Here is a 12989-nt window from a genome sequence, read left to right as displayed (position 1 = left end):
TAATGATCACTATTGCTACGAATCACGGCGACATCGTCGTCGAGCTGTTCGAAGAAACAGCGCCTGTCAGTTGCGCGAACTTCCGGCGTTATGTTGAAGACGGCTTTTTTACCGACACGATTTTTCACCGGGTCATTCCGAACTTCATGATTCAGGGCGGCGGCATGACGGCAGACCTGCAACGCAAGCCAACGCACGACGCTATCAAGAACGAAGCAGACAACGGCGAGAAAAACCTGCGTGGCACTCTGGCAATGGCACGTACCGCGGCCGTTGACAGCGCTACGTCGCAGTTCTTCATCAATTTACGTCACAACGAATTTCTGGATCACGGTGGCCGCGACTTTGGCTATGCCGTGTTCGCGAAAGTAACTGACGGTATGGACGTCGTGGATGCCATTGCTGCCCAGGACACAGGTACCCGTGCCGGGCACCAGGACGTACCACTCGAAGCAATCACGATTACGGAAGTCCGAATCGACGACTGAACCGAGCTCTGTCGCGCCCCGCCGCGTGTGCGGCGGGGCGCACAATCATGCCGCGTCGGCGTCCGCCACTGACGGTATGTAGCCGAGATTGGCCGACAACCAGCGTTCCACGTCGGCCACCGGCCAGCCCTTGCGGGCCGCGATGGATTCCACCTGATCCAGCCCGATTTTGCCGACCGCAAAGTAACGAGCATCCGGGTGCGAGAAGTAGAAACCACTAACGGCCGCGGTCGGGTACATCGCGAACGACTCGGTCAGCTTCAGATCAATCTCTTCCTCAGCGTTCAGCAGCTCCCAAAGCTTCGCTTTCTCCGTGTGATCCGGGCATGCGGGATAACCCGGTGCCGGACGAATACCGCGGTATTTTTCATCGATCAGGTCGGTGTTTGACAACGCCTCATCGTGTGCATAGCCCCAGTGTTCGCGACGCACTTGCTCGTGAAGGTATTCCGCGAGCGCCTCTGCCAGGCGGTCTGCGAGTGCTTTGAGAATGATGCTTGAATAGTCATCGTGCTCAGCTTCAAAGCGTTTGACGTGTTCGTCGATGCCAATGCCAGCGGTAACCGCAAATGCGCCGATATGATCTTCCAGGCCACTGTCATCCGGTGCAACGTAGTCGGCGAGGCAATCATTCGTTTTGCCTCTGGGCTTCGTTTTTTGCTGGCGAATGTGACAAAGGCGCATCAGTTCTTCCTTACGATCGTCGGTGTACACGCGCACGTCGTCGCAATCCACCGAGTTCGCCGGGAAGAAGCCGAATACCGCGCGCGCTTCCAGCCATTTTTCATCGACTATCCGATCGAGCATTGCCGTTGCATCTGCGTACAAGGAACTTGCCGCTTCGCCGACGACTGCATCCTGAAGAATATCCGGAAACTTGCCACGGAATTCCCAGGCATTGAAGAACGGCATCCAGTCGATGTACTCGCGAATCACCGACAGGTCGATATCGCGAAGTACACGGCGACCGGTGAACGAAGGCGCCGGCGGCTTGTAGGCCTGCCAATCACAACGATGCCGGTTTTCTCTCGCGCGATTAAGCGACAAGGCCGGTGCCTGGCGTTGATTACCCGCATGCCGTTCACGGCGCTTAGCGTTCTCTTCGCGAACCTTGCGCGCGAGAGCCTCACGGCTGCCGGGTTCGATCAATGCCTGTGCAACACCTACCGAGCGCGATGCATCTTTGACGTAGATGACCGGTCCTTCGTAGTTCGGCTCGATCTTCACAGCGGTGTGCGCCGGTGACGTCGTTGCGCCGCCAATCAACAGCGGTAATTCAAATTTCTGCCGCTGCATTTCTCGTGCAACGTTGACCATCTCATCGAGCGATGGCGTGATCAGACCTGACAAACCGATAATCTGCGCGCCCTCACGGCGCGCCGTCTCCAGGATTTTTTCACACGACACCATAACGCCAAGATCGATCACCTCGAAGTTATTGCACTGCAGAACAACGCCAACGATGTTCTTGCCAATGTCGTGCACGTCGCCTTTAACCGTCGCCATAACGATCTTGCCATTGGTCTCGCGGACACCGCCCTTCTCCAGCTCAATAAACGGAATAAGATGGCTGACGGCCTTCTTCATGACCCGCGCCGACTTCACAACCTGCGGCAGGAACATCTTGCCATCACCAAACAGATCGCCGACGACGTTCATGCCCGACATCAGCGGACCTTCGATGACGTCCAGCGGTCGCACGGCCGCCAGTCGCGCTTCCTCGGTGTCTTCGATGACGTACTGGTCCAGCCCCTTGACCAAGGCGTGCTCAAGACGCTTGTCGACCGGCAGCTCGCGCCAACTCAAATCCAGCGTATCGCGTTTCACGCCGGAGGCCTGACCGCGGTACTCCTCGGCCAGCTCAAGCAAACGCTCCGTAGCCCCTGGGTCGCGATTAAGAATGACGTCTTCCACGGCGGTGCGCAGATTGGCCGGCAGGTCTTCGTAGATCGCGAGTTGCCCGGCATTCACTATGCCCATGTCCATACCGGCCTTAATGGCGTAGTACAGAAACACGGAGTGAATAGCTTCGCGAACCACATTGTTGCCGCGAAACGAGAATGACACGTTGCTTACGCCGCCACTAACAAGTGCGTGCGGCAGCTCCGCTTTGATACGCCGCGTTGCGTCGATGAAGTCTTTGCCGTAGCTGTTGTGTTCGTCGATACCGGTCGCCACCGCGAAGATGTTTGGATCGAAAATGATATCGGCAGGATCGAAACCCACCTTTTCGATCAGTACCTTATAGCTACGGGCGCATATCTCGACCTTGCGATCGACGCTGTCGGCCTGCCCATCCTCGTCGAACGCCATGACGATGACCGCAGCACCGTAGTCGCGAACCAATTTCGCCTGCTGAATGAACGCTTCTTCGCCTTCCTTGAGGCTGATCGAGTTCACAACGCTCTTGCCTTGCACGCAACGTAACCCGGCTTCGATCACCGACCACTTCGATGAGTCGATCATTATAGGAACGCGCGACACATCCGGTTCACCCGCGATCAGGTTCAGAAAGGTCACCATCGCCTGCTCCGAATCGAGCATGCCTTCGTCCATATTGATATCGATGATCTGCGCGCCGCTATCGACCTGCTGGCGGGCAACATCCACTGCCGTTGCGTAGTCATCGGCTTCAATCAGGCGCCGGAAATGCGCAGACCCGGTTACATTGGTGCGTTCACCGACGTTCAGGAACAGGTCATCCGGGCCGATGGTCAGTGGTTCGAGGCCGGCAAGACGGCATCGAACGGGTAATTCAGGAATCACGCGTGGCGCGGCGCCGTCGATAGCATTGCGTAAGGCCGCAATGTGTTCCGGGGTCGTTCCGCAGCAACCGCCAACAAGGTTAACCAGACCGGACTCCACAAACTCACGAACCACTTCGGCCATCTCTTCAGCCGTTTCGTCATACTCACCAAATTCGTTGGGCAAACCCGCGTTCGGGTGTGCGCTGACGCCGGTCTCGGCAATGCGGGATAACTCAGCAACGTAGGGCCGCATGTCGCTCGCGCCGAGCGCGCAGTTCAATCCAATCATGAACGGTTCAGCGTGCCGCACGGAATTCCAGAACGCTTCGGTCGTCTGGCCGGACAAGGTACGGCCGGATGCATCCGTTATGGTTCCCGAGATCATGACCGGCAAGGTGATACCGGTAGCTTCGAAGGTACGGCGCACACCGAATATGGCTGCTTTGGCATTGAGCGTATCGAAAATAGTTTCGATCATGATGAAATCGGCACCACCCTCAATCAATGCGGTGGTTGCGATCTGGTAGGTCTCCGCCAGTTCGGCAAAGCGAATGTTGCGGAAACCCGGATCATTGACATCTGGCGACAACGACGCTGTCCGGTTTGTGGGTCCGAGCACGCCGGCCACGAAGCGCGGAACGCCGTCTTTGGCAGCCACTTCATCTGCGCAGGTGCGAGCGAGTCTTGCGGCCGCAAGATTCAGTTCGGCAACCAGCGACTCCATGCCGTAGTCCGCCATGGAAGGCGAATTTGAATTAAACGTATTGGTCTCGATGATGTCTGCGCCGGCATCGAGGAATTGCCGATGAATTTCACGAATCACGTCTGGCCGGGTAATCGACAACAAGTCGTTGTTACCTTTCAGATCACGGTGCCAGTCACGAAACCGCTCACCGCGAAAATCGTCTTCCTCCAGCCGTTGCCGCTGAATCATCGTACCCATTGCGCCATCGAGCAGCAGGATGCGTTGCGCCAGGCTGCTCTTCAACGCGTCAATTCGTTCATCTCTGGTCATGGTCATTTCCTTCAGGCCGCAACTTGTTGTGGCCGGACGCCAAGAGCGTGACAAATAGCGAACGTCAGCTCCGAACGATTCAGTGTGTAAAAGTGAAATTCATTGATATCTTGCGCGCGCAGCATGCGAACTTGTTCGATAGCGACACTGGCCGCGATCATTTGCCGGGTTTCGGCATCGTCTTCAAGACCGTCGAAGCGTTCGTGCAGCCAGTCGGGTACTTTTGCACCGCAGGCGGTGGCAAAGCGTTGCAACTGCGGGAAACGGGTTATGGGCAATATTCCAGGCACCGAGCTGCGAATCAACGCCAGCAGCGGCGCAGCGATCCCGAAACCGCAAATAGCTGTCAACGTCGAAAAAGAACTGGGTAATAGCTCGCGTCGCACCCGCATCGAGTTTGCGTTTCAGATTGTCCAGATCGAAATCCGGGCTCGGTGCTTCCGGGTGCACTTCCGGGTAGGCCGCAACTGAAATGTCAAAATCGGCAACGCGTTTCAGGCCAGCAACCAGATCTGCGGCATACGCGTAACCATCGGCACGCGGCTCATAGCTCTTGCAATCCTTGGGCGTGTCACCGCGCAACGCAACCAGGTGCCGAACGCCCATGTCCCAGTACTCGCGTGCAATATCGTCAATGGCATCGCGACTCGCACCGATACAGGTCAGGTGCGGCGCCGCTGTCAACGCGGTTTCTTTCATGATCCTCGCTACGGCCGCGTGAGTACGCTCCCGCGTTGAGCCGTCAGCGCCGTAAGTCACCGACACAAAGTGCGGGGACAAGACGGACAGCCGTTCGATGGATGCCCACAGGGTCTCTTCCATTTTCTCCGTGTTCGGCGGGAAAAACTCGAAGGACACGCGCGGTTGCTTGCTGGAATCAGGGTTGGTCATAGTCTGCTCTGGTTGGGCAATGGCGGTTAAGCCGCTGCCGTTTCGTTGATGTCGGTTTCGGCGGGACAGGCGACGGCCAGTATCCAGCTCGGTGTTTTTTGTGGTACCAGCCGACCGGGTGCGAGTCGCAAGCCGGTCGCTGCACACCATTGCGCCAGTTGTTTTTGCAATTGCGGGGCGTTACGCCCGGCTACTGCCTGTAGTAACAACAGTCGTCCGCCGGAACGCAGGAGTCGCGCGGCTTCATGCAGCACGTCAAGCGGGCGCTCAGCACCTGCCAGCACGTCGTCCAGAATGATCGTGTCGAATTCGTTGTCGGTGAACGGCAATCGGTACATGTCGCCAAAGCGCAGACTGCAGTTGCTGAGCCCAGCCAGCAGTAATTCATTGCGGGCCAGGTCGCGGGCAGTGGCGTCTATGTCGACACCGACCGCACGATTGGAGCGGCTCGAGAGCAGCTTCAGCAATCCGCCGCGGCCGCAGCCGATATCCAGCAAATCACCTATTGGCGCTGCGACCGTGAGATCCATGATGGCGCGATGCAGGGCCCGGTCGACCGTTGCATCGACGGTCTCTGTGGCATCGGCAGGCTGCCGCTCGGCATTGCGCAAACGCCGCAACTGCACCGCATCGGCGGCAAACAACGGCTCGTCATCCGGCAACAAACGCAACAATTGGCGATGCTGTGCCGCCATTGCGGTCCGGGTTGGCAATCGGTAGTAGACACGTTGGCCGTCGCGAAAACGCTCCACCAGTTCCGCGTCACAGAGCTGCTTCAGGTGTTGCGACACCCGCGGCTGGCTCAGGCCCAGCACCTCGGTCAGTTCGGACACGCTGCATTCGCCCTGCCGGCACAGGGCCAGCAGCCGCAGGCGAATCGGGTCCGCGACGACTTTCAACCGGACCAGCAGCTGTTGCGTGGAAGCTAACATAATAAATATATAAGGATATCTTTATATAACGGTGGCGCAGTGTAGCACAGGGACTTTTGACGGGAAAAGGGACGGACGCCCGGAAACGACAATTGAGACGCGGCCGCGGACGGCACACGGGCTGGTTAGTGCAAACGACCCGAGGATGGACCGGCTGGCGCGAACAGCCGCTTGATGTCGATCTCGTCAAAGCGACGGTTGCGGCCGCAATATTCGCAAGTCACGTCGACCACCCCTTCTGTCCGGACCGTTTCCGTCGCTTCCTGCTCACCCAGCATGCGCAATACATCCTCGGTACGTTCGCGGCTACAACGGCAACGAAACACGACATCGCGAGCGGCAAAGACGCGCAGATCGTCACCCGCGAACAGCCGACCCAGAAGGTCTGCAGCTATGCCGTCACGAACATCTTCTGGCCGCAGCGTTGCAGCCAGCATGCCGAGCCGCCGCCAATCGTCTTCGCCGAGCTCACCGTTGCCCGGCATTTGCTGCAGCAACAAGCCGCCGGCAACCGACGGTTCGGCAAGCAAGGAAAGGTGACTGGGAATCTGCGCGGAACGTTGGTAGTACGTTTCCAGGCTGGCGGCAAGCGACTCGCCGCTGACGTCTACGATGCCCTGATACGGTCGCTCTATCGAACTGCCGTCCACGGTGATCGCGCACTGCGCTTTGGCCACCATCTCAGCGTAGGACAGCTCAGCGCCAGCGAGATCGGCGTGCGCCATACCGCGCATCTCGAGCTTGCTACTGCACTGCATGACCAGCATGGACAGCGCTCCATTACCGCTGATCTGCAGGGTGATATTGCTGTCGGACTTCAGGCTTTGTGCGATCAATGCACTGGCGGCCGCGGCGTGACCGAGCACTTCGCCGACAGGCCCGGGGTAGGTGCGTCCGTCCTGCATCCGCTGCCATGACGAAGTCAGCTGCACCAACGCACCACGAACCGGCAGCGACTCGAACAAAAAAGGAATGACAGTGTCGTTAGCAGACATAGCGCGCAATAACCGCAATCACGAATCAGCGAGTTTGCGTTTCAACGACTCGTTGACCTGACCGGGGTTGGCCTTGCCGCGTGACTCTTCTCATCACCTGGCCGACCAGGAAGCCGATGATTTTTTCCTTACCGGCGCGATAGTCTGCAACCTGCTGAGGATTGGCCTCGATAACGGCATCAACGATTGTGTCGATCGCAGACGTGTCTGTAATTTGCTTGAGGCCACGTGCGGCAATGATGTCATCGGCATTACCTTCACCACTCCACATCGCCTCGAAAACTTCCTTGGCAATTTTTCCGGAGATCGTGCCGTCATCAATGCGCCGCAACAGCCCGCCAAGTTGCTCGGGTGTCAGGCTTTGCTCGTTAATCTCCAGCCCGTCGCGATTCAGTGCTGCGGTCAGTTCACCGGTAACCCAGTTGGCGGCCTGCTGCGCATTACCACCAGCAGCCTCGGTCACTTTCTCAAAATAATCTGCCAGTGCCCGACTCTGCGTCAGAACCTCGGCATCTGCGACTTTGATGCCATATTCGTCAACGAAGCGTTGTAACTTGGCGTTCGGCAATTCCGGCAATGAGTCCCGGACAGCACTTATAAAGGAGTCGTCTATTTCAACGGGCAGCAGATCCGGGTCGGGGAAGTAGCGGTAATCATTAGCCTCTTCCTTGCTGCGCATCGGCCGGGTTTCGTCGCGATCGGAATCGTACAGCCGCGTCTCCTGCACGACTTGCCCGCCATCCTCAATCAATTCGATCTGGCGTGCCACTTCGAAATTAATAGCCTTCTCGACGAAGCGAAACGAGTTCAGGTTCTTGAGTTCGGTTCGTGTACCCAGCGTCGTTTGCCCACGAGGCCGGACTGAGACGTTCGCATCGCAGCGGAACGAACCTTCCTGCATGTTGCCATCGGATATTTCGAGGTAACGAACGATCGAGTGGATTTTGCGCATATAGGCGACCGCTTCGCGCGCGGAACGCATATCCGGTTCTGAAACTATTTCCAGTAAAGGCGTGCCCGCGCGGTTTAAATCGATACCTGAATTGGCATCCAGACCCACGTGGATGGATTTGCCCGCATCCTCCTCGAGGTGGGCACGGGTAATGCCGATACGCTTCTCGTTGCCGTCGTCGTCACGAATCGTCAGCTCGCCACCAACCACGATCGGCAGCTCGAACTGACTGATCTGGTAGCCTTTTGGCAAATCCGGGTAAAAGTAGTTTTTGCGCGCAAATACAGAACGTGGCGCTATTTCGGACCCGACAGCAAGACCAAATTTGCAGGCCATGCGTACCACGTCCGCATTCAACACAGGCAACACGCCCGGGTAGCCCAGATCCACGAGGCACGCCTGAGTATTCGGCGCAGCACCATACTCGGTGGCCGCACCCGAAAATATTTTGCTCTTGGTCGCGAGCTGCGTGTGTACTTCAAGCCCAATGACCACTTCCCAGGCCGCACTCATCGGTAGGCCTCCGGACATAGCGTGTGCCAGTTCGTTTCAGTAGCGTACCGGTGCGCGCAATTCAGCAATTTTTCTTCAGCAAAATGCGGCCCGACGAGATGCAAGCCAACAGGCAAACCGTCAACCAGTCCGCAAGGCACAGATATCGCCGGCAAGCCCGCAAGGTTCGCGCCTATCGTGTAAATATCATTGAGGTACATCGTGATCGGATCGTCAGACTTATCGCCAAGCGCGAACGCCGGTGTCGGTGAAGTCGGACCGGCAATGACATCAACATCCGCAAACGCTTTGCGAAAATCTTCGGCGATGAGCTGACGAACTTTCTGCGCCTGCAAGTAGTAAGCGTCATAGTAACCGGCTGACAACACATAGGTACCGGTCAAGATTCGACGTTGTACTTCAGCGCCGAAACCTTCACCGCGACTGCGGCAATAGAGATCCAGTAAGTCTTTCGCATTCTCGGCCCGGTGACCGAAACGCACGCCATCGAAACGCGACATGTTCGACGAACATTCCGCTGGCGCAACGACGTAGTAAGTCGGTACCGACAAATCCAGATTGGGCAGATCCACTTCCTTGACCGTTGCTCCGCCCGCTTCCAAGACGGCGATGGCAGCTTTGACCAGTTGCGCGTTATCGGCGTCAAGTCCGGCATCGAAGTGCTGGCGAACAATGCCAATGCGCAGGCCTTTCAAGGATTGATCGAGTGCTGCTGTGTAGTCCGGCACAGGTTCATCCACGGAGGTGGAATCCGCGCTCATCGAAACCCGCCATAACCTGCAGCAATGCTGCTGCATCCGCTGCAGAACGGGTAATAACGCCTGCCTGATCAAGACTGGATGCAAAGGCAATCATGCCGTAACGCGACACGCGACCGTAGGTAGGCTTCAGTCCGATCGTGCCAGTAAGCGCGGCCGGTTGCCGAATGGAACCACCGGTATCGGTACCCGTTGCCGCCGGTATTAATCGAGCCGCAACGGCTGCCGCCGAACCACCCGATGAGCCGCCCGGTGAACGCGTATGATCCCACGGATTTAAAACCGGACCGAAGTAACTGGTTTCATTTGACGAGCCCATCGCGAACTCGTCCATGTTCGTTTTGCCGAGCGACACAACACCTGCTGCCGCCAAACGTTCAACAACGGTTGCATCGTACGGCGAGACAAAATTGTCGAGCATGCGTGAACCGCAGGTCGTGCGAACACCGCGTGTGCAAAAAATATCTTTATGAACGAGAGGGACGCCCGTTAGCAGACCGCCTTTGCCGTTTGCCAGCAGCTGATCCGCTGCATCGGCCGCGGCCAGTGCTTCGTCTTCCGTAACGGTGATGAAAGCATTGAGTGCGGCGCCGGTTTCAGCAATGCGTCCCAGCAATGTTTCGGTCACTGCCCGCGACGTGAAGTCGTGAGCTTTGAGACCCTGCGCGAGCTCGGTGAGCGTCAGCGCATGCAGTGCGTTGGTATCGGTCGTCATGACTATTCGATTACTTTCGGAACGAGGTACAGACCGTCCTGCACGGCGGGTGCATTCGCCTGGATTTGCTCACGCGCATCCGGCTCTGTCACCACATCAGCGCGCAAACGCTGACTCTGGTTCAAAGGGTGCGCCATAGGGGAGACGTTGCCGGTATCGGCGGCGCCTAGCTGATCGACGAAACTGACGATCCGGGACAGTTTGTCGGCCACATCGTCTACTTCGCTTTCGGCCAGTCGCAGCCTTGCCAACATCGCGATGTGCTGAACCTGATCTTTACTGAGTGACAACGGTGAACCTCAGGATTGCCTTGCGGCAGTAGTGCTGAATTCGGGCGGTCGCAATGATACACGCCGTCTTGCTCAATGTCCTGCGCATTGTTAGATTACAAAGTTAATCTCTGACGCGGAACCTTCCCCCAGCATGCTCAAGAACATTTTAGGTTATTTCTCGAACGATCTGTCGATCGACCTCGGGACCGCCAACACGCTCATTTACTCTCGCGGACACGGCATCGTGCTCGATGAACCGTCCGTGGTTGCCATACGCGAAGACAGCGGCCGTGGTGGCCGGGTTGTCGAGGCGGTGGGCATGGAAGCCAAGAATATGCTGGGCCGCACGCCTGGCAACATAACAGCCATCCGGCCACTGAAAGACGGCGTAATTGCCGACTTCACCGTAACCGAGAAAATGCTGCAGCATTTTATCCGCAAGGCGCATGGAACACGTTATTTCCGGCCCAGCCCGCGGGTGCTTATTTGCGTCCCCTACGGCTCTACCCAGGTCGAACGACGCGCCATTCGTGAATCCGCCGAAGGTGCCGGGGCCCGCAAGGTCCACCTGATCCCCGAGCCCATGGCAGCGGCGATAGGCGCTGGCATGCCGGTCCACGAAGCGCGCGGTTCCATGGTTCTCGACATTGGTGGCGGCACCTCGGAAGTGGCGGTTATTTCCCTTAACGGCATCGTATACGCTGCATCAGTACGTATCGGCGGCGATCGCTTCGACGAAGCCATCACCAATTATGTACGCCGCAACTACGGCATCCTTATTGGTGAGGCGACCGCTGAGCGCATCAAACACGAAATCGGCTCGGCCTTCCCGGGCCAGGAAGTACTGGAGATATCGGTCAAAGGTCGCAATCTGTCAGAGGGCGTTCCGCGCAGCTTTACGCTAAACAGCAACGAGATACTCGAAGCGTTGCAAGAACCCTTGCAAGGCATCGTTGGCGCCGTCAAGGAAGCACTGGAACAGACGCCACCGGAACTGGGTGCGGATGTCGCGGAACGCGGCATCGTACTGACTGGCGGTGGCGCAATGTTGCGCGAACTGGACAAGTTGCTCATGGAAGAAACCGGATTGCCCGTCATTATTGCTGATGACCCGCTCACCTGCGTCGCCAGAGGCGGCGGCCGGGTGATCGAACTCATCGATGAGCAGGGACCGGCCGTTTTCGGCCTTGAATAGGTGCATGTACTGCTGCGCCCCGCCCGCCGTGCAGCGCCTAACCCTGCAGCCCGGCGACTGACCCTGCGCGGACCACGCTGATGGTTTCCGCCCGCTCCGACAATCAACATCGATCCAGCCGAACGCCGGCTCTGGGCCTGCGCTGGTTGCTGCTCGCCGGTCTGAGCATCCTGCTGATGATCGTCGATCAGCGCCAGCATCACCTCGACACGGTTCGCAAAGCGATCAGCGCGGCGGTGTACCCGCTCAGGGTGATCGTTGATGCGCCGGTTTCCAGCTGGAACTGGCTGCAAAACACGACCGCCAATCGCAATGAACTGCTGCTTGAAAACAGCCGCCTGACTGCGGAGCGCCTGTTGACCCACGCGCGCCTGCAACGCTATGCCGCACTCGAGGCCGAGAATGCCCGTCTGCGGGCGATGCTTGAAGCAACACCGCGAATGACGGATCGGGTGCGCGTTGCCGAGATAATGTCGGTCAGCAGCAATCCTTACCGGCACTCTGTCGTGATCGACAAGGGTCAACGTGACGATGTTTACGACGGCCAGGCATTAATCGATTCCGGCGGCGTTGTGGGCCAGGTCATCGAGACCGGACTGTTATCGTCGCAAGCGCTGCTGATTAGCGATCCCGACCATGCGTTGCCCGTCGAGGTCAATCGCACCGGGTTACGAACCATTGCGTTCGGCACGGGCGAGTACGATCGACTCGATCTCCAGTACCTGCCGAACAACGCCGACATTGAAGTCGGCGACTTGTTGGTCACCTCAGGCCTGGGCGGCGCGTTTCCCGCCGGCTATCCCGTCGCCACTGTCGTCAAGGTGGAACGTATTCCACAGGAACCGTTTGCCCAGGTGTCGGCGACACCCACAGCGGCATTGAACCAGGTTCGCGAAATCATGCTGATCTGGTCATCGGCCGCAACTGAGGAAGAGGCAGCCGAGCCAGAAGTGGAAGTGGAAGTGGAGTCGGACCCGGATACGGACGCGGAAGAAACTGCAGGGGAAGCAGAAAACGATGACTGAGCGGCAATCTGTCAGACGCGTCCCGGTATTGATCTCGATCATCGTCGCGATGATGTTCGCTATCGCCCCGCTGCCCGAGTCCTTCGAACCGTTTCGCCCGGACTGGGTACTGTTGATACTTATATATTGGACAATGGCATTGCCGCGCAATTTCGGCGTGGGCAGCGCCTGGATCACCGGTCTGGTGCTGGATGTCGCCCAGGGCACTCTGCTCGGACAGCATGCGCTGGCCTTATCAGCCGTTGTGTTCCTGACCGTGCGTTTTCATCTGCAACTGCGGGTATTCCCACTGTCGCAATTAACCATCACGGTCGCAGCGCTCATCGGTCTGTACCAATTCATTCTGTTCTGGATTAACGGCGTCGCCGGCATCAGCACCGACAGCGTGCGCTTCTGGGGCCCGGCGGTATCGGGAACCTTGCTGTGGCCGCTGGTCTACTTGTTGTTTGGCACGGTGAATTATCGCCGCCGCTCCCCTTAGCAGACTGACA

At 57.9% G+C, this 12989-nt stretch carries 8 protein-coding genes and 3 pseudogenes; 4 read left to right on the top strand and 7 right to left on the bottom strand.

All coding sequences use genetic code 11. The annotated features are described in order from the left end of the window. Nucleotides 1–2 precede the first annotated feature (2 nt). Nucleotides 3–488, top strand: a complete 486-nt coding sequence (locus AC0L8N_RS14415) for a peptidylprolyl isomerase (RefSeq protein ID WP_473670173.1) — start codon at nucleotides 3–5, stop codon at nucleotides 486–488. A 45-nt stretch (nucleotides 489–533) separates the two neighbouring features. On the opposite strand, the gene metH is transcribed toward AC0L8N_RS14415, so the two are convergent. The 7 genes and pseudogenes from metH to gatC all read right to left on the bottom strand — a co-directional run bounded on the left by metH (nucleotide 534) and on the right by gatC (nucleotide 10296). Continuing rightward, nucleotides 534–4250 carry a methionine synthase gene (gene metH, locus AC0L8N_RS14410; RefSeq protein WP_473668387.1) on the bottom strand — a complete coding sequence of 1239 codons (3717 nt, stop codon included), beginning with the start codon at nucleotides 4248–4250 and terminating at the stop codon, nucleotides 534–536. A gap of 11 nt (nucleotides 4251–4261) precedes the next feature. Further along, nucleotides 4262–5141 (bottom strand): annotated as a pseudogene (gene metF / locus AC0L8N_RS14405) (methylenetetrahydrofolate reductase). A gap of 26 nt (nucleotides 5142–5167) precedes the next feature. Then, complete coding sequence (locus tag AC0L8N_RS14400; RefSeq protein ID WP_473668385.1) at nucleotides 5168–6073, bottom strand: metalloregulator ArsR/SmtB family transcription factor; 906 nt, start codon at nucleotides 6071–6073, stop codon at nucleotides 5168–5170. A gap of 125 nt (nucleotides 6074–6198) precedes the next feature. Next, on the bottom strand, nucleotides 6199–7068 hold the full coding sequence (hslO, locus tag AC0L8N_RS14395; RefSeq protein ID WP_473668383.1) for an Hsp33 family molecular chaperone HslO: 870 nt from the start codon (nucleotides 7066–7068) through the stop codon (nucleotides 6199–6201). A gap of 18 nt (nucleotides 7069–7086) precedes the next feature. After that, nucleotides 7087–8533: pseudogene (gene gatB, locus AC0L8N_RS14390) on the bottom strand (Asp-tRNA(Asn)/Glu-tRNA(Gln) amidotransferase subunit GatB). Continuing rightward, nucleotides 8530–9985: pseudogene (gene gatA, locus AC0L8N_RS14385) on the bottom strand (Asp-tRNA(Asn)/Glu-tRNA(Gln) amidotransferase subunit GatA). The pseudogenes gatB and gatA overlap by 4 nt, the downstream one beginning before the upstream one ends. A gap of 23 nt (nucleotides 9986–10008) precedes the next feature. Continuing rightward, entirely contained in the window at nucleotides 10009–10296 is a 288-nt protein-coding gene (gatC, locus tag AC0L8N_RS14380) for an Asp-tRNA(Asn)/Glu-tRNA(Gln) amidotransferase subunit GatC (protein ID WP_473668382.1), read from the bottom strand. Nucleotides 10297–10429: 133 nt separating this feature from the next. Between gatC and AC0L8N_RS14375 the strand changes: the two genes are divergently transcribed. The 3 genes from AC0L8N_RS14375 to mreD all read left to right on the top strand — a co-directional run bounded on the left by AC0L8N_RS14375 (nucleotide 10430) and on the right by mreD (nucleotide 12979). Beyond that, nucleotides 10430–11473, top strand: a complete 1044-nt coding sequence (locus tag AC0L8N_RS14375) for a rod shape-determining protein (RefSeq protein ID WP_068616727.1) — start codon at nucleotides 10430–10432, stop codon at nucleotides 11471–11473. A gap of 80 nt (nucleotides 11474–11553) precedes the next feature. Continuing rightward, nucleotides 11554–12498 carry a rod shape-determining protein MreC gene (gene mreC / locus AC0L8N_RS14370; protein ID WP_473668380.1) on the top strand — a complete coding sequence of 315 codons (945 nt, stop codon included), beginning with the start codon at nucleotides 11554–11556 and terminating at the stop codon, nucleotides 12496–12498. Then, nucleotides 12491–12979 (top strand): rod shape-determining protein MreD, encoded by a 489-nt coding sequence (gene mreD, locus AC0L8N_RS14365; RefSeq protein ID WP_473668378.1) that lies wholly within the window; start codon nucleotides 12491–12493, stop codon nucleotides 12977–12979. The genes mreC and mreD overlap by 8 nt, the downstream gene beginning before the upstream one ends. Nucleotides 12980–12989 lie beyond the last annotated feature (10 nt).

It is taken from the genome of Woeseia sp. D3-10 (genome assembly GCF_055809415.1).
The sequence above is the reverse complement of the archived record's forward strand: the minus strand, read 5'-3'. Positions and strand labels throughout refer to the sequence as shown.